Consider the following 18,569-nt stretch of genomic DNA (forward strand, 5'->3'; position numbering starts at 1 on the left):
ACAAATATAGTCTACAGGCGCTGTTTAAACTGGTAGTAGCGACCCTGTTTTGCCAGCAGCTCTGCGTGATTACCTTGCTCAATTATGTGTCCGTTGTCCATCACAATTATTCGATCGAAATTCACCAGCCCGCGCAGGCGGTGAGTGACCATCAGCACGGTTTTGCCTTTCATCACCTTTGTCAGTAAATCAAGAATTTGACTCTCGGTTGTCGCATCCAGACCTTCTGTCGGTTCATCCAGCAACATCAGCGGCGCATCGTGCAGTAAGGCGCGCGCGATGGCCAGACGACGCAGTTCGCCGCCGGAAAGCTGTCGGCCCCCTTCACCCAGCCAGCTGTTCAACCCGTCGTCCTCAAGCAGCTTGTGCAGCCCAACCTGTTCCAGCATCGCCCGCAGCGTATCGTCAGAGGCGTCCGGTGCCGCCAGAAGAAGATTATCGCGCAGCGTAGCGCTGAACAGGTGCACACGCTGGGGCACGACGCTGACCGTTTTACGCAAGGCCGCTTCGCTAAAATCAGACAGCGGAAGGTCGTTAAACCGAATCTCGCCCTGCTGCGGGTCCCAGGCGCGCGTGAGGAGTTGCAGAAGCGTCGATTTGCCACATCCCGTACGGCCAAGGATCGCAATGCGCTGCCCGGCATCAACAGAAAGGCTGATATCTTCCAGCGCGTTTTGCGCCTGCTTGTCGTAGGCGAAGGTGACGTTGCTGAGCGTCAGCGCGACCTGCTCCGGCACGATGGTTTGACCCGCGCTGAACTTCACTTCCGGCTCCTGCTCTGCAATATCCGTAATGCGCAGCGCAGAGGCAATCACCTGGCCGAGATGCTGAAAGGCGCCGGTGACCGGGGCTAAGGCTTCGAAGGCTGCCAGGGCACAGAAAACAAACAGCGCAATCAGCGGGCCAGGCTGCGGGTTACCGCCCACGCCACCGGAGGCCATCCAGAGCATGGCGATAACGGCAAACCCACCGATTAACATCATCAGCGCCTGAGAAAACGCGGTCAGTTCAGACTGGCGACGCTGGGCTTCATGCCAGTTCAGTTCCGTATTTTCCATACGGGTGCGGTAGCGCTTGCTGGCACCAAAAATGGTGAGCTCGGCCTGACCCTGCAACCAGGAGGTGAGCTGCTGGCGGTATTCCCCGCGCAGACGCGTCAGGTTTTCCCCGGTGGTTTTACCTGCACGATAAAACAGGGGCGGCAGAATAATCAGCGTCATCAGCATGATGCCGCCGAGCGTCAGTGCGATGGGAACATCCAGGAAACTCAACCCCAGCGTGACCACGACAATCACCACAAACGCGCCCACCATGGGCGAGATGACGCGCAGATAGAGGTGATCCAGCGTATCCACATCCGCAACTACGCGGTTGAGTAATTCGCCCTGCCGAAAACGTGCCAGCCCGGCAGGGGAGAGGGGCAGCAATTTGCTGAACGTATAAATACGCAGGTGTTGCAGCACGCGGAAGGTCGCGTCGTGGCTGACCAGGCGTTCGAAGTAGCGCCCGGCAGTTCGCGTAATCGCCGTGCCGCGCACCCCGGCGGCAGGCAGCATGTAGTTAAAGCTGTATAGCCCGGCAAAGCCTGCGGCCGCAGACGCGGAGAGGAACCAGCCAGAAAGCGTAAGCAGGCCGATGCTGGCGAGCAGAGTGATAATCGCCAGTACGATCCCGAGCGTCAGCATCCATTTGTGGCGTTTATACAAAGCAAGATAGGGAAGCAGGGCGCGCATCAGATATCCTCCTGACGGTTCGCCAGCAGGGTCGCAAAGGGCCCCTGCGCGGCAACAAGCGCGGCGTAATCGCCTTGCTCAACAATGTGTCCGTTTTCCATCACCCAGATCTGATCCCAGTCGGCAATACCTTCCAGCTGGTGGGTCACCATCAGGGTAGTTTGCTGGCGTGAGGCTGCGTTAAGCGCATCCATCACGCGCTGCTCGCTGTGAGCGTCCAGGCTGGCGGCGGGTTCGTCCAGCAGCATTAACGAACAGGGGTTCAGCAGCGCACGGGCAACCGCGACGCGCTGTGCCTGGCCCACTGACAGCCCGGCAGACTGATCGCCAATGACGGTATCGACACCCTGCGCAAGCAGCGGCAAAAACTCGCTGACCCAGGCGCGGTCGAGGACAGATTGCAGCTCATCGTCACGTGCATCCGGCCTTGCCAGCAGCACATTCTCGCGCAGCGTCGGGGCAGGCAGCTGAGGGTTTTGACCCACCCAGCTTAGCTGTTTACGCCAGGCATCAGGATCGAGCTCGCGTAGCTCCGTTTTGTTGATACGCAGCGATCCGGTGTACGCCATAAAACCTGACAGCGCATTCAACAATGAGCTTTTACCTGAGCCGCTGGTACCCACCAGCACCACACGTTGCCCGGCAGGCAGGGTGAAGTTCAGCGGGCCGGCCAGCACTTTGCCTTCAGGCGACAGAACAGAAAAATCCTGTGCTTCAATGGTCACCGGATCGTTCGTATTCAGCGTCACCTCACCACGCTCCGGATGCGCCAGCGGCGTTTCCATAAAGGTTTTCAGGCTGTCGGCAGCACCCACCGCCTGCGCTTTGGCATGGTAAAAGGTGCCGAGATCGCGAAGCGGCTGGAAAAATTCCGGGGCCAGGATCAGCGCCAGGAACCCGGCGGAAAGCGTGACCGCCGTACCGTAGTGGCCAAAGTCCAGCGCGCCGAGGTAGGAGAAGCCAAAGTAAACCGCCACAAGCGCAATCGACAGGGAGGTAAAGAACTCGAGCACGCCGGAAGAAAGGAAGGCCATGCGCAACACTTCCATGGTGCGCTGACGAAAATCCTGCGACGCCAGGCGAATGTTTTCGGTTTCCGCTTCACCACGACCAAAGATCCGCAGGGTTTCCATTCCGCGCAGACGGTCCAGGAAATGACCGCTCAACCGACCCAGCGCAAGGAAGTTGCGACGGTTAGCATCTGCCGCACCCATGCCGACCATCGCCATAAACAGCGGGATGAGCGGGGCGGTCCCCATCAGGATCAGAGCCGCTACCCAGTTAACAGGGAAGATGGCGATAACAATCATCAGAGGCACAAACACTGCCAGCGCCATCTGTGGAAGATAACGCGCATAGTAATCGTGCATATCGTCGATTTGCTCCAGGATCAGCGTCGCCCAGCTACCGGCCGGTTTGCCCTGGATCCACGCAGGCCCGGCTTCCGAAAGCCGGTCGAGCACTTTGCGGCGGATCTCATAGCGGATGTGCTGGCCGGCATGGAACCCAACCCGTTCGCGCAGCCAGACCACCCACGCACGCAGGACGAAAACCAGCACCAGAACGATAAACGGCAGCAGCAGCGCTTCGCGCGGGATGCTCTCCATGATCATATGATTGAGAATGCGGGCCAGCAGCCATGCCTGGGCAACAATCAACAGACCGCTGATAAATCCCAGAACGCGGGAAATCATAAGCCAGCGGCGGGACAGAACGCTTTGCTGTTTCAGCCAGCGCGTTAACTCTTGTTGACGGGTTTTTTCCATTGCGTACTTTGCAGGTGACGTTATAAGAAATTAGACATCTGCATGTTACACGTGAGCAAAAATAAAGGCGACCAGTGGCCGCCTTTATTTACGTTTGTTACTGACTTGTAAAGATTATTTACCTTGTTCTGCCAGTCCGTCCAGATAGCGTTCTGCGTCCAGGGCGGCCATACAGCCGGTGCCCGCAGAGGTGATCGCCTGACGATAAATATGGTCCATCACGTCGCCAGCCGCGAAGACGCCTGGGATGCTGGTCTGCGTCGCATTGCCGTGAATGCCAGACTGCACTTTGATGTAGCCGTTCTCCAGCTCAAGTTGGCCTTCGAAAATGGCCGTGTTCGGGCTGTGACCGATTGCCACAAACAGGCCTGCCACCTCCAGCGTTTCGACGGTGTCGGTGTTCTGCGTATCACGAATTCGCAGACCTGCCACACCCATCTGATCGCCGGTCACTTCTTCCAGCGTACGGTTGGTATGCAGCACAATGTTGCCGCTCGCCACTTTATCCATCAGGCGTTTGATCAGGATCTTCTCGGCGCGGAAGGTGTCGCGACGGTGGATCAGGTGTACTTCTGAGGCGATGTTCGCCAGATACAACGCTTCTTCAACAGCGGTGTTGCCGCCGCCAATCACCGCAACTTTCTGGTTGCGATAGAAGAAACCGTCGCAGGTCGCGCAGGCTGATACGCCTCGCCCTTTGAATGCTTCTTCAGACGGCAGACCGAGATAACGGGCAGAGGCACCGGTAGCGATGATCAGCGCATCGCAGGTGTATTCACCGCTGTCGCCGGTCAGACGGAACGGACGGTTCTGCAAATCCACTTTATTAATGTGGTCGAACAGGATTTCGGTTTCGAATTTAGCAGCATGCTCGTGCATGCGCTCCATCAGCAGCGGCCCGGTCAGGTCGTTCGGGTCGCCCGGCCAGTTTTCCACTTCCGTGGTGGTGGTCAGCTGACCGCCTTTTTCCATCCCGGTAATCAGTACCGGTTGCAGGTTAGCGCGTGCAGCATAGACCGCTGCGGTATATCCCGCAGGTCCAGAACCAAGGATTAGCAGCTTACTGTGTTTGGTCGTGCCCATGAGATCCCCATTGTTGTTGGCAGGCAATGGGCTGGATTGTAGGGAATTTGTTGCCGTAAAAAAAGAGCACGACAGTTTTGCTTCCGATATATGCAATAGTCACGCCCTATGGATCAGACACGGTCATATCACGTCTGCTACTGAAAATCGCGCGTTTATAAGGCAATAAAATGATGATTAATACCCCCCCGTAATGAATATCCGGCATCTTGTACTAAAAATCGATGTTTTGCTTTGACAATCCCCTGCGCTTTTGCGAAAACATTCAAGGAAGAAAAAAAGACGCATGAACTGCATGCCGAATAGACATGCACGTAAATGCCATTTTTACCGGGTCAGTGAAATCTACGCATGGTGTGGACAGACGCCATACGTGATGTCTGTGACTGCTTTCGGGCAACGGTCTTCTTACCGCAGACCCCGAATCCACATCGCGTCTAATACATAACCAGGCGATGTGATGAATAATGGGTGCAGGCTCTGAACAGTGATGTGCACAGGGTCCAGGCAGGAGTAGGGAAGGAATACAGAGAGACAATAATAATGGTAGATAGCAAGAAGCGCCCTGGCAAAGATCTCGACCGTATCGATCGTAACATTCTTAATGAATTGCAAAAGGATGGGCGTATTTCCAACGTCGAGCTTTCAAAACGTGTGGGACTTTCCCCGACGCCGTGCCTTGAGCGTGTGCGTCGACTGGAAAGACAGGGTTTTATTCAGGGCTATACGGCTCTGCTAAACCCGCATTATCTGGATGCCTCACTTCTGGTATTTGTTGAGATTACTCTGAATCGTGGTGCGCCGGATGTGTTTGAGCAATTTAACGCCGCTGTACAAAAACTTGAAGAAATTCAAGAGTGTCATCTGGTTTCCGGAGATTTTGACTACCTGTTAAAAACCCGTGTGCCCGATATGTCCGCCTACCGTAAGCTGCTGGGTGAAACCCTGCTGCGTCTGCCAGGCGTGAACGACACCCGTACTTATGTGGTGATGGAAGAGGTCAAACAGAGCAATCGTCTGGTTATTAAGACGCGCTAACACGGAACAGGTGCAAAATCAGTGTAGTTTGATTACACTCCTGTTAATCCATACAGCAACAGTGCCGGGGATACCCGGCGCTGTTGTCCGTTTTAGCACACAGGCAGGACATGCCTGATACCTGGAGAGCCTTTCTTGAGCCAGGAATACACTGAAGACAAAGAAGTCACATTATCTAAGCTAAGCAGCGGACGTCGTCTCCTCGAGGCGTTACTGATTGTTATTGCCCTTTTTGCCGTCTGGCTGATGGCCGCCTTACTCAGTTTCAACCCCTCAGATCCCAGCTGGTCGCAAACCGCATGGCATGAGCCTATTCATAACTTAGGTGGCGTTCCCGGTGCCTGGCTTGCGGACACGCTCTTTTTCATTTTCGGAGTGATGGCTTATACCCTTCCCGTCATCATTATTGGCGGATGCTGGTTTGCCTGGCGTCATCGACAGAACGACGACTACATCGATTATTTTGCCGTTTCGCTGCGCCTGATTGGCGCCCTGGCGCTGATCCTCACCTCCTGTGGGCTGGCGGCGATCAACGCCGATGATATCTGGTACTTCGCCTCCGGCGGGGTGATCGGCAGCCTGTTGAGCTCCGCGCTGCAACCGATGCTTCATAGCAGCGGCGGCACGCTGGCGCTGCTCTGTATCTGGGCGGCGGGCCTGACGCTGTTTACCGGCTGGTCCTGGGTGAGCATTGCTGAGAAGATCGGCAGCTTTATTCTGACGCTGCTGACGTTCGCCAGCAACCGTACCCGTCGTGACGATACGTGGGTCGATGAAGACGAGTATGAAGATGAGTACGAAGAGGAAGACGAGGCGCCTGTACAGCGGCGTGAATCTCGCCGCGCGCGTATTCTGCGCGGTGCTCTGGCGCGCCGCCAGCGCGTCGCTGAAAAATTTGCTAACCCGTTAGGCCGTAAAACGGATGCCGCGCTGTTCTCCGGCAAACGTATGGATGAAGACGAGCAGATTGAGTATCGCGGTGCGGCCGTCGACCCTGATGACGTACTGTTCTCTGGCCATCGAGCCACGCCGGGAGAGTATGACGAATACGATCCGCTGCTGAATGGCCACTCCGTGACTGAACCAGTAGCCGCTGCTGCTGCCGCAACGACGGCTGCGCAGGCCCATGTTGCGCCTGTTGAAGCCGTGATGCCGTCCTCGCCTGTTCCGGCACCGGAGTCCGCGATCCAGCAACCGCAGGTAGACTGGCAGACTGCGCCAGGCGTCCATACGCCTGAACCGACCATTGCACCTGAGCCTGAAAGTTATATTCCTGTGCAGCAGGAACAGTGGCAGCAAACGTCTCAGCCGCCTGAGCCTGCCAGCGTGCCGCAACAACCGTATCAGGCTTATACGCCCGAACCCGCTGTACCTGAACAGCCATACGTTGCACCGGTGTCTGAACCCGAAGTGGTGGAGGAAGCGAAGCCATCCCGTCCGCCATTATACTATTTTGAAGAAGTGGAAGAGCGCCGCGCCCGTGAGCGCGAGCAGCTTGCCGCCTGGTATCAGCCCGTGCCCGAGCCGGTACAGGAGCCCATTGCAAAAGCGCCTTCGGTCAGCGTTCCACCTGTAGAACCTACGCCAGCCGTTGCGTCGGGTGCAGAAGCCGTGAAGCAGGCAACGGCAGCCGCTGCCGCGTCCGCTCCGCTATTCAGCCCGGCAGCCGACAGCGCCCCGCGTCCTCAGGTGAAAGAGGGCATTGGTCCACAGCTGCCGCGCCCTAACCGCGTGCGCGTACCGACTCGCCGGGAGCTGGCCTCTTATGGCATTAAACTGCCTTCCCAGCGTATGGCGGAAGAAAAAGCCCGTGAGTCCGACTACGAAGATGATGCCGACGAACTGCATCAGGATGAGCTGGCGCGTCAGTTTGCTGCCCAGCAGAATCAGCGTTACGGCGAAGAGTATCAGCATCACGTGCCTTCACAGCAGGACGACGATGATGCGGCCGAAGCGGAGCTGGCGCGCCAGTTTGCAGCAACGCAGCAGCAGCGTTATTCCGGTGAGCAACCTTCGGGGGCAAACCCGTTCTCGCTGTCGGATTTCGAATTCTCACCAATGAAAGATCTGGTGGATGATGGCCCAAGCGAACCGCTGTTCACGCCGAGCGTAATGCCGGAAGCGGAGCCGGTGCGTCAGCCGCCTGCACCACAGGCTTACGTGCAGCCGCAACAGCCGGCGCCGCAGGCGTATGCGCAGCCGCAGACACCTTCTCAACCGCCTCAGCCACAGTTCCAGCAGCCAGCACCACAGCCGCAGGAGAGCCTGATTCACCCACTGCTGATGCGTAACGGAGACAGCCGACCGCTGCAACGACCAAGTACGCCGCTGCCGTCGCTGGATCTGTTAACGCCACCGCCAGCGGAAGTCGAGCCGGTGGATACCTTTGCCCTTGAGCAGATGGCCCGTCTGGTGGAAGCGCGTCTGGCTGACTTCCGCATTAAAGCGGACGTGGTGAACTACTCACCGGGCCCGGTGATCACCCGTTTCGAACTGAACCTGGCACCGGGCGTAAAAGCGGCGCGTATTTCTAACCTCTCCCGCGACCTGGCGCGTTCTCTGTCCACCGTGGCGGTACGCGTGGTGGAAGTGATCCCAGGCAAGCCTTACGTTGGCCTTGAGCTGCCAAACAAGAAACGCCAGACCGTTTATCTGCGTGAAGTTCTGGATAACACCAAATTCCGCGACAACCCGTCTCCGCTGACCGTGGTGTTGGGTAAAGATATCGCCGGCGATCCGGTGGTTGCCGATCTCGCAAAGATGCCGCACCTGCTGGTTGCGGGTACAACAGGCTCGGGTAAATCGGTCGGTGTGAACGCCATGATCCTCAGTATGCTCTACAAAGCGCAGCCTGAAGACGTGCGTTTCATCATGATCGACCCAAAAATGCTCGAACTGTCCGTCTACGAAGGCATTCCGCATCTGTTAACGGAAGTGGTTACCGACATGAAGGACGCCGCCAACGCATTACGCTGGAGCGTCAATGAAATGGAGCGTCGCTACAAGCTGATGTCGGCGCTGGGCGTGCGTAACCTGGCCGGTTATAACGAGAAAATCGCCGAGGCGGCGCGTATGGGCCGTCCGATTCCGGACCCATACTGGAAGCCGGGTGACAGCATGGATGCCCAGCATCCGGTGCTGGAAAAACTGCCTTACATCGTGGTGCTGGTGGATGAATTTGCCGACCTGATGATGACCGTTGGCAAGAAAGTGGAAGAGCTGATTGCGCGTCTGGCACAGAAAGCGCGTGCGGCGGGCATCCACCTGGTACTGGCAACGCAGCGTCCGTCCGTGGATGTAATCACCGGTCTTATTAAGGCAAACATCCCGACCCGTATCGCGTTTACCGTGTCGAGTAAAATTGACTCCCGTACTATCCTTGACCAGGGCGGAGCAGAGTCGCTGCTGGGGATGGGTGATATGCTCTATTCCGGGCCGAACTCCACCTCGCCGGTGCGTGTTCACGGTGCGTTTGTTCGCGACCAGGAAGTGCACGCGGTTGTGCAAGACTGGAAAGCGCGCGGGCGACCGCAATATGTTGACGGCATCACCTCTGACAGCGAAAACGAAGGTGGCGGCGGTGGTTTTGACGGCGGCGAAGAGCTGGATCCGTTATTCGACCAGGCGGTTAATTTCGTCACCGAAAAACGCAAAGCGTCCATCTCCGGCGTGCAGCGCCAGTTCCGTATCGGTTACAACCGCGCGGCGCGTATCATTGAGCAGATGGAAGCCCAGGGCATCGTGAGCGAACAGGGGCACAACGGTAACCGTGAGGTGCTGGCGCCACCGCCTTTTGAGTAATCTTCAGCGATTGCAAAGAAGGGTAAATCAGCAAAAATTAAGCATATTCTTCTGTCGCCTGCCTTCGGGCAGGTACAGAATAGAAACGGAACCCCCATATCGGGAAGACGTATTTTAAGGAATAACAATGAAAAAAATCGCCATCGCCTGTGCATTACTCTCCAGTTTTGTTGCCAGCAGCGTCTGGGCTGATGCAGCCAGCGACCTTAAAAGCCGACTGGATAAAGTGAGCAGTTTCCACGCCAGCTTCACGCAAAAAGTGACTGACGGCAGCGGCAACGCGGTGCAGGAAGGCCAGGGAGATTTGTGGGTGAAACGCCCAAATCTGTTCAACTGGCACATGACCCAGCCGGATGAAAGCGTTCTGGTGTCTGACGGTAAAACCCTGTGGTTCTACAATCCGTTTGTTGAGCAGGCGACCGCCACCTGGCTAAAAGACGCGACCAGCAATACGCCGTTTATGCTCATTGCCCGTAACCAGTCCAGCGACTGGCAGCAGTACAACATCAAACAAAACGGTGATGAGTTCGTCCTTACGCCAAAAGGCAGCAACGGTAATCTGAAGCAGTTCACCATTAACGTGAGCAGCAACGGTACCATCAATCAGTTCGGCGCGGTTGAGCAGGACGATCAGCGCAGCAGCTATCAGTTGAAGTCTCAGCAAAACGGCGCCATTGATGCATCGAAATTCACCTTTACCCCGCCGCAGGGCGTAACGGTGGACGACCAACGCAATAAGTAAGAGGCATGAGTGAGCAACCTGTCGCTCGATTTTTCAGATAATGCGTTTCAACCTCTGGCCGCCCGTATGCGGCCAGAAAATTTAGCGCAGTACATCGGTCAGCAACATCTGCTGGCTGCGGGGAAACCCTTGCCGCGCGCTATTGAGGCGGGGCATCTGCACTCCATGATCCTCTGGGGGCCACCCGGCACCGGAAAAACCACGCTCGCTGAAGTGATCGCCCGCTATGCCAACGCGGACGTTGAGCGCATCTCGGCGGTCACGTCGGGGGTGAAAGAGATCCGCGAGGCGATCGAGCGGGCGCGACAAAACCGCAATGCCGGACGTCGCACCATTCTGTTTGTCGACGAAGTTCACCGCTTCAACAAGAGCCAGCAGGACGCCTTTCTGCCGCACATTGAAGACGGTACGATTTTCTTTATCGGCGCCACCACGGAAAACCCGTCGTTTGAACTGAACTCTGCGCTGCTCTCCCGGGCGCGCGTGTATCTGCTTAAATCGCTGACCACGGAAGATATCGAAAAAGTTCTGACGCAGGCGATGGAGGACAACGCGCGTGGTTACGGCGGACAGGATATCGTTCTGCCGGACGAGACGCGTCTTGCTATCGCCGAACTGGTTAACGGTGATGCCCGTCGTGCGTTGAACACGCTCGAAATGATGGCCGATATGGCCGAAGTGGACGATGCGGGCAAGCGCGTATTAAAGCCTGAACTGCTCACCGAAATTGCCGGTGAGCGCAGCGCGCGCTTCGATAATAAAGGCGATCGTTTTTACGACCTCATCTCTGCATTACACAAGTCCGTGCGCGGCAGCGCTCCGGATGCGGCGCTCTACTGGTATGCGCGTATCATCACCGCCGGTGGCGATCCGTTATATGTCGCGCGTCGCTGCCTGGCGATTGCGTCAGAAGATGTCGGTAATGCCGATCCACGCGCCATGCAGGTCGCTGTTTCCGCCTGGGACTGCTTTACCCGCGTCGGGCCTGCGGAGGGCGAGCGTGCCATTGCGCAGGCAATTGTCTATCTGGCTTGCGCACCGAAAAGTAACGCGGTGTATACCGCCTTCAAAGCGGCGATGTCGGATGCACGTGAACGTCCGGACTACGATGTGCCGGTTCATCTGCGCAATGCGCCAACCAAATTGATGAAAGAGATGGGTTACGGGCAGGAGTATCGCTACGCCCATGACGAACCCAACGCCTACGCCGCCGGCGAGGAGTATTTCCCGCAGGAGATGGCACAAACCCGCTATTATCACCCCACAAACAGAGGTCTTGAGGGTAAGATTGGCGAAAAGCTCGCCTGGCTTGCCGGACAGGATCAAAATAGCCCTATAAAACGCTACCGTTAGTTCAATCGTTGCGGTAATGTTGGCAATATATCTCTGTGGCCGCAGGCTGTGGTCACTTTTTCCTCTTTTAATTCGATAAGCACAGGATAAGCATGCTCGATCCCAATCTGCTGCGTAATGAGCCAGACGCAGTCGCTGAAAAACTGGCACGCCGGGGCTTTAAGCTGGATGTAGATAAGCTGCGCGCTCTTGAAGAGCGTCGTAAAGTTTTGCAGGTACAAACAGAAAATCTGCAGGCAGAGCGTAATTCTCGATCGAAATCCATTGGCCAGGCGAAAGCGCGCGGGGAAGATATTGAGCCATTACGCCTGGAAGTGAACAAACTGGGTGAAGAGCTGGATCAGGCGAAAGCTGAACTGGACGTTCTTCAGGCTGAAATTCGTGATATCGCTCTGGCGATTCCGAACATTCCTGACGACAGCGTCCCTGTCGGCAAAGACGAAAACGACAACGTTGAAGTGAAACGCTGGGGTACGCCTCGCGAGTTTGACTTCGAGGTGCGCGATCACGTGACGCTGGGCGAAATGCACGCGGGCCTGGACTTTGCGGCTGCGGTTAAGCTGACCGGTTCTCGCTTCGTGGTAATGAAAGGTCAGATTGCTCACCTGCACCGCGCGCTGGCGCAATTTATGCTGGATCTGCACACCGAGCAGCATGGCTACAGCGAAACCTACGTTCCGTATCTGGTTAACCACGATACGCTGTACGGTACAGGCCAGCTGCCGAAATTTGCCGGCGATCTGTTCCATACCCGTCCGCTGGACGAAGAAGCTGACAGCAGCAACTACGCGCTGATCCCAACCGCGGAAGTGCCGCTGACCAACCTCGTGCGTGATGAGATCATCGACGAAGACGATCTGCCAATCAAACTGACTGCGCACTCTCCATGTTTCCGTTCTGAAGCCGGTTCTTACGGTCGTGATACGCGCGGTCTGATCCGTATGCACCAGTTCGATAAAGTTGAGATGGTGCAGATCGTTCGTCCGGAAGAGTCTATGGACGCGCTGGAAGAGATGACAGGTCACGCAGAGAAAGTGCTGGAGCTGCTGGGGCTGCCATACCGCCGTATGGCGCTGTGCACCGGTGACATGGGCTTCGGCGCCTGCAAAACCTTCGACCTCGAAGTCTGGGTGCCTGCGCAAAACACCTACCGTGAAATCTCCTCTTGCTCTAACGTCTGGGATTTCCAGGCGCGTCGTATGCAGGCGCGTTGCCGCAGCAAGTCCGACAAGAAGACCCGTCTGGTTCATACCCTGAACGGTTCTGGTCTGGCGGTTGGCCGTACGCTGGTTGCCGTGCTGGAGAACTACCAGCAGGCAGATGGTCGTATTGAGATCCCTGAGGTGCTGCGTCCTTACATGAAAGGCCAGCAGTTCATCGGCTAATATTTTGCTGCAAAACAAAAAAGCGCCTCAGGGCGCTTTTTTTATATCTTTGATTTGATACGACGCAATATTCCCTCCCTCTAAAGTAGTAATACTCCTCCGAACGAAAGTTAGCATAAAACACCTGTAACGAAGCAATTCGTTATATATAAAACTACATAGCGGTATGCGCCGCCTCTCTTTTCTTTGTGAGCAACCAAAGTGAGTCTTTATGAAAATCAAAGCGCCTGAAGCGTTAATGGCTGCCGAGGTCACTCGCCGTGGGTTGATGAAAACCACGGCAATAGGTGGTCTGGCGGTTGCCAGCAGCGCCTTTACGCTTCCTTTTACCCGTCTGGCGTCGGCGGCGGAGGCTCTGTCTCCCGCTTCAGCCCCGGAAAAAGTGGTGTGGAGTGCCTGTACCGTTAACTGTGGTAGCCGTTGTCCCCTGCGTATGCATGTTGTGGACGGTGAAATCAAATACGTTGAAACCGACAATACCGGCGATGATAACTACGAATGGTTACACCAGGTTCGTGCCTGTCTGCGTGGCCGCTCAATGCGCCGTCGCGTTTATAACCCGGATCGTCTGAAATATCCGATGAAGCGTGTCGGTAAGCGTGGGGAAGGGAAGTTCGAGCGCATTAGCTGGGACGAAGCCTACGATATTATCGCGACCAACATGCAGCGCCTGATTAAAGAGTACGGCAACGAATCCATCTACCTGAACTATGGCACCGGGACGCTGGGCGGCACCATGACCCGCTCCTGGCCGCCGGGTAAAACGCTGGTAGCGCGCCTGATGAACTGCTGCGGCGGCTATCTCAACCATTATGGCGACTACTCTTCCGCACAGATTGCCGCGGGCCTGAACTACACCTATGGCGGCTGGGCAGACGGTAACAGCCCGTCGGATATAGAAAACAGCAAGCTGGTGGTATTGTTCGGCAACAACCCGGGCGAAACGCGTATGAGCGGCGGTGGGGTAACCTATTATCTTGAGCAGGCGCGCGCCAAATCCAACGCACGTATGATCATCGTCGATCCGCGCTACACCGATACCGGCGCGGGGCGAGAAGACGAGTGGATCCCTATCCGCCCTGGTACCGATGCGGCGCTGGTCAATGCGCTGGCGTATGTGATGATCACTGAAAACCTCGTCGATCAGCCGTTCCTTGATAAATACTGCGTCGGCTATGACGAGAAGACGCTGCCAGCCAGCGCACCGGCTAACGGGCATTACAAAGCGTATATACTTGGTCAGGGCAGCGACGGGGTAGCGAAAACCCCTGAGTGGGCATCCACCATCACCGGCATTCCAGTCGAACGTATTGTTCAGCTGGCCCGTGAAATTGGTTCAGCAAAGCCAGCCTATATCAGCCAGGGCTGGGGACCGCAGCGTCACGCGAACGGCGAAATTGCCACCCGCGCTATTTCTATGCTCTCGATTCTGACTGGCAACGTCGGCATTCACGGCGGTAATAGCGGGGCGCGTGAAGGCTCGTATGAAGTACCGTTTGAACGTATGCCAACGCTGGATAACCCGGTTCAGACCAGCATCTCCATGTTTATGTGGACGGACGCGATCGAGCGCGGCCCGGAAATGACCGCGCTACGCGACGGTGTTCGGGGCAAAGATAAGCTGGATGTGCCGATCAAAATGATCTGGAACTATGCCGGTAACTGCCTGATCAACCAGCACTCAGAGATCAACCGCACCCACGAAATTTTGCAGGACGACAAGAAGTGCGAAATGATTGTGGTGATCGACTGCCACATGACCTCATCGGCGAAGTATGCCGATATTCTGCTCCCAGACTGCACCGCGTCTGAGCAGATGGATTTCGCGCTGGACGCCTCCTGCGGCAACATGTCCTATGTGATCTTCACAGACCAGGCCATCAAACCGCGCTTCGAGTGCAAAACTATCTATGAGATGACGTCCGAGCTGGCGAAACGTCTTGGCGTTGAGCAGCAGTTCACAGAGGGGCGTACTCAGGAAGGGTGGATGCGCCATCTGCACGAGCTCTCACGGAAAGCCATTCCAGACCTGCCGGACTTCGATACCTTCCGCAAGCAGGGCATGTACAAGCAGCGCGATCCGGAAGGGCATCACGTGGCGTATAAAGCCTTCCGCGACGATCCGCAGGCCAATCCGCTGACCACGCCGTCGGGCAAAATCGAGATCTACTCCGAAGAGCTGGCAAAAATTGCCGCAACGTGGGAATTGCCGGAAGGGGACGTTATCGATCCGCTGCCGATCTATACGCCTGGCTTCGAAAACTACAACGATCCGCTGACGGAGAAATTCCCACTTCAGTTAACCGGTTTCCACTACAAAGCGCGTGTTCACTCCACCTACGGCAACGTTGACGTTCTGAAAGCGGCCTGCCGACAGGAGATGTGGATCAACCCGATGGATGCGAAAGCGCGCGGCATCAGTAATGGCGATCGCGTACGTATCTTCAACGGACGTGGCGAAGTGCATATCGAAGCTAAAGTGACTCCGCGCATGATGCCTGGCGTTGTCGCGCTGGGGGAAGGGGCCTGGTATAACCCGGATGCGAACCGTATCGATCAGGCGGGCTGCATCAACGTTCTCACTACGCAGCGTCCATCGCCGCTGGCGAAGGGCAACCCATCCCACACAAACCTCGTTCAGGTTGAAAAGGCGTAAGGAGTAACCGATGACAACCCAGTATGGATTTTTTATTGATTCCAGCCGCTGCACCGGGTGTAAAACCTGCGAGCTGGCCTGCAAGGATTATAAAGACCTGACCCCGGACGTCAGCTTCCGTCGTATTTATGAATACGCGGGCGGCGACTGGCAGGAGGATAACGGCGTCTGGCATCAGAACGTCTTCGCCTATTACCTGTCGATTGCCTGCAACCACTGCGAAGATCCGGCCTGCACTAAGGTCTGCCCGAGCGGGGCAATGCACAAGCGCGACGACGGTTTTGTGGTGGTGGACGAGGATGTCTGCATTGGCTGTCGCTACTGCCACATGGCCTGCCCGTACGGTGCGCCGCAGTATAACGCGGCTAAAGGCCACATGACCAAGTGCGACGGCTGCCACAGCCGCGTGGCGGACGGCAAAAAGCCCATCTGCGTCGAGTCCTGCCCGCTGCGCGCGCTGGACTTTGGCCCGATTGAAGAGCTGCGTAAAAAACACGGTCAGCTTGCTGCGGTCGCGCCGCTGCCGTCTGCGCACTTCACGAAGCCGAGTATTGTGATTAAACCTAACGCCAACAGCCGTCCGACGGGTGATACCACCGGCTACCTGGCAAACCCGAAGGAGGTGTGAGATGGGAAGTGGATGGCATGAATGGCCGCTTATGATCTTCACGGTCTTTGGGCAGTGCGTGGCAGGCGGGTTTATCGTCCTTGCGCTGGCGCTGTTAAAAGGGAACCTCAATGCTGAACAGCAGCAGCGTTTAGTGTTGAGCATGTTTGGCCTGTGGGTGTTGATGGGGATTGGGTTTATCGCCTCTACGCTGCACTTGGGCTCACCGATGCGCGCGTTTAACTCCCTGAACCGCGTAGGTGCCTCTTCGCTGAGTAACGAGATTGCCAGCGGCGCAATCTTCTTTGCAGTTGGCGGGCTGGGGTGGTTACTGGCAGCGCTGAAAAAGCTGCCGTCAGGGTTACGTGCGTTGTGGCTCATCGTCACCATGGTACTGGGCGTTGTCTTCGTCTGGATGATGGTCCGGGTGTACAACACCATTGATACCGTTCCGACCTGGTACAGCGTCTGGACGCCGATGAGCTTCTTCCTGACCATGTTTATTGGCGGGCCGCTGCTGGGTTATCTGCTTCTGCGTGTAGCTGGCATTAATGGTTGGGCGATGCGCCTGCTGCCCGCGGTCTCGCTGCTGGCACTGGTCATCAGTACCGTTGTAGCGCTTATGCAGGGAGCGGAGCTGGCGACGATTCACAGCTCTATCCAACAGGCTTCGGCGCTGGTACCGGATTACGGTTCTCTGATGGCCTGGCGTGTGGTGCTGCTGACGGCGGCGCTGGTGTGCTGGATTGCCCCTCAGCTTAAAGGTTACGCGCCTGCGCTACCGTTGCTGTCACTGGCCTTTGTGCTGGTGCTGGCAGGGGAGTTAATTGGTCGCGGCGTATTTTACGGTCTGCATATGACGGTCGGTATGGCTGTCGCCAGCTAATTTTAGATTTTGTCATAAAAAGCCGGGACATAGTGCCCGGCTTTTCTTTTTTCATTCATGAAATTTTTCGACTGATGTTTCGCTGTTAAAATTCCCGGAAATAAATAAAAACAAATAGATAATTAATATTGGTAGCAGGCTTTGCATTAGCAGGATGAGTTTTTTAAATCGACAAGGCGCATATCGTGCGTGACGCCTGAATCGGTGGATTGACTTTGTTTTTGCCAGTGGCATGATGCGCACGAAATCTGAACTTCCTCACGGTTTTTAATCCATGACCACCTATACCCGCCCGGTGCTTTTGTTGCTCTGTGGCCTGCTTTTGCTGACCCTGGCGATCGCGGTGTTGAACACACTCGTCCCGCTATGGCTCGCCCATGAAAACTTACCAACCTGGCAGGTGGGTATGGTCAGCTCGTCCTTTTTTACGGGCAATCTGCTGGGCACCTTATTAACGGGCAGCCTTATTAAGCGCTTTGGTTTTAACCGCAGTTATTATCTGGCGTCACTGATCTTTGCCGTCGGATGCGCCGGTTTAGGACTGATGGTCGGCTTCTGGAGCTGGATGGTCTGGCGCTTTATTGCGGGCGTTGGCTGCGCCATGATCTGGGTGGTGGTTGAAAGTGCGCTGATGTGCAGCGGCACGTCCCGTAATCGCGGGCGTCTGCTGGCGGCTTATATGATGGTTTACTACGTCGGTACCGTTCTGGGACAACTGATGGTCAGCAAATTCCCAACCGACCTGATGAGCGTTCTGCCATGGGTAACAGGGATGGTGCTGGCCGCAATTCTGCCGCTGCTCTTTACCCGTATCGTGAACCAGAGCAGTGAGCATCAGGAGGCCACCCACGTCTGGCCGATGCTGAGACTGCGCCATGCGCGCCTGGGGATTAACGGCTGTATTATTTCCGGGATTGTGCTGGGCTCGCTCTATGGCCTGATGCCGCTCTATCTTAACCATCAGGGTGTCAGTGATTCCGGGATCGGTTTCTGGATGGCGGTGATGGTCAGCGCGGGGATTGTCGGCCAGTGGCCGATTGGCCGCCTGGCGGACCGCTTTGGTCGTCTGCTGGTGCTGCGCGTCCAGGTTTTCGTGGTCATCATGGGCTGTCTCGCTATGCTCAGCAACGCCGCGATGGCGCCTGCGCTGTTCATTCTGGGGGCTGCGGGTTTTACGCTCTATCCGGTCGCGATGGCCTGGGCCTGTGAGAAAGTTGAGCATCACCAGCTGGTGGCGATGAACCAGGCATTGTTGCTGAGTTACACCATCGGCAGTTTACTGGGGCCGACTTTTACCGCTATGCTCATGCAAAATTACTCTGATAATCTGCTGTTTATCATGATCGCCAGCGTATCGTTTATTTATCTGTTAATGCTGCTGCGCAAAGCGGGCGAGCACCCAACGCCAGTGGCACATGCCTGATTAAATAAAAGCCTGTCGATGACAGGCTTTTTTGTCCCTGTCACATATAAGACTTTTACTTATTGTGAGTTTTTACTGCCTGGCGATAATTCAAAT

At 56.2% G+C, this 18,569-nt stretch carries 12 protein-coding genes; 9 read left to right on the top strand and 3 right to left on the bottom strand.

Features of this window, described 5'->3' with window-relative positions; genetic code table 11:
- Positions 1 to 11 precede the first annotated feature (11 nt).
- The 3 genes from cydC to trxB form a co-directional block, all read right to left on the bottom strand.
- Complete coding sequence (gene cydC, locus BFV65_RS07135) at positions 12 to 1,733, bottom strand: heme ABC transporter ATP-binding protein/permease CydC (RefSeq protein ID WP_069596402.1); 1,722 nt, start codon at positions 1,731 to 1,733, stop codon at positions 12 to 14.
- Positions 1,733 to 3,499, bottom strand: a complete 1,767-nt coding sequence (cydD, locus tag BFV65_RS07140) for a heme ABC transporter permease/ATP-binding protein CydD (protein WP_032624541.1) — start codon at positions 3,497 to 3,499, stop codon at positions 1,733 to 1,735. The genes cydC and cydD overlap by 1 nt, the downstream gene beginning before the upstream one ends.
- Positions 3,500 to 3,613: 114 nt before the next feature.
- Positions 3,614 to 4,582 carry a thioredoxin-disulfide reductase gene (trxB, locus tag BFV65_RS07145; protein WP_022647616.1) on the bottom strand — a complete coding sequence of 323 codons (969 nt, stop codon included), beginning with the start codon at positions 4,580 to 4,582 and terminating at the stop codon, positions 3,614 to 3,616.
- Positions 4,583 to 5,125: 543 nt separating this feature from the next.
- Between trxB and lrp the strand changes: the two genes are divergently transcribed.
- The 9 genes from lrp (at position 5,126) to BFV65_RS07190 (ending at position 18,473) form a co-directional block, all read left to right on the top strand.
- Positions 5,126 to 5,620 (top strand): leucine-responsive transcriptional regulator Lrp, encoded by a 495-nt coding sequence (gene lrp, locus BFV65_RS07150; protein WP_000228469.1) that lies wholly within the window; start codon positions 5,126 to 5,128, stop codon positions 5,618 to 5,620.
- Positions 5,621 to 5,755: 135 nt separating this feature from the next.
- A complete protein-coding gene (locus tag BFV65_RS07155; protein WP_069596403.1) occupies positions 5,756 to 9,421 on the top strand; it encodes a DNA translocase FtsK 4TM domain-containing protein in 3,666 nt (1,221 codons plus the stop codon).
- 127 nt (positions 9,422 to 9,548) lie between these two features.
- Entirely contained in the window at positions 9,549 to 10,163 is a 615-nt protein-coding gene (lolA, locus tag BFV65_RS07160; RefSeq protein ID WP_022647618.1) for an outer membrane lipoprotein periplasmic chaperone LolA, read from the top strand.
- A 9-nt stretch (positions 10,164 to 10,172) separates the two neighbouring features.
- Positions 10,173 to 11,516 carry a replication-associated recombination protein RarA gene (rarA, locus tag BFV65_RS07165; RefSeq protein WP_069596404.1) on the top strand — a complete coding sequence of 448 codons (1,344 nt, stop codon included), beginning with the start codon at positions 10,173 to 10,175 and terminating at the stop codon, positions 11,514 to 11,516.
- Positions 11,517 to 11,608: 92 nt separating this feature from the next.
- Entirely contained in the window at positions 11,609 to 12,901 is a 1,293-nt protein-coding gene (gene serS, locus BFV65_RS07170; protein ID WP_003858266.1) for a serine--tRNA ligase, read from the top strand.
- A gap of 211 nt (positions 12,902 to 13,112) precedes the next feature.
- Positions 13,113 to 15,557: a dimethylsulfoxide reductase subunit A gene (gene dmsA, locus BFV65_RS07175; protein ID WP_069596405.1), complete on the top strand. Its 2,445-nt coding sequence runs from the start codon at positions 13,113 to 13,115 to the stop codon at positions 15,555 to 15,557.
- A gap of 10 nt (positions 15,558 to 15,567) precedes the next feature.
- Positions 15,568 to 16,185 carry a DMSO/selenate family reductase complex B subunit gene (locus BFV65_RS07180; RefSeq protein WP_017384545.1) on the top strand — a complete coding sequence of 206 codons (618 nt, stop codon included), beginning with the start codon at positions 15,568 to 15,570 and terminating at the stop codon, positions 16,183 to 16,185.
- Between the two features lies 1 nt (position 16,186).
- Positions 16,187 to 17,050 carry a dimethyl sulfoxide reductase anchor subunit family protein gene (locus BFV65_RS07185; protein ID WP_023299719.1) on the top strand — a complete coding sequence of 288 codons (864 nt, stop codon included), beginning with the start codon at positions 16,187 to 16,189 and terminating at the stop codon, positions 17,048 to 17,050.
- 274 nt (positions 17,051 to 17,324) lie between these two features.
- Complete coding sequence (locus BFV65_RS07190; protein ID WP_023299720.1) at positions 17,325 to 18,473, top strand: MFS transporter; 1,149 nt, start codon at positions 17,325 to 17,327, stop codon at positions 18,471 to 18,473.
- Positions 18,474 to 18,569: the final 96 nt, after the last annotated feature.

It is taken from the genome of Enterobacter hormaechei subsp. hoffmannii, assembly GCF_001729745.1.
GTDB lineage: Bacteria > Pseudomonadota > Gammaproteobacteria > Enterobacterales > Enterobacteriaceae > Enterobacter > Enterobacter intestinihominis.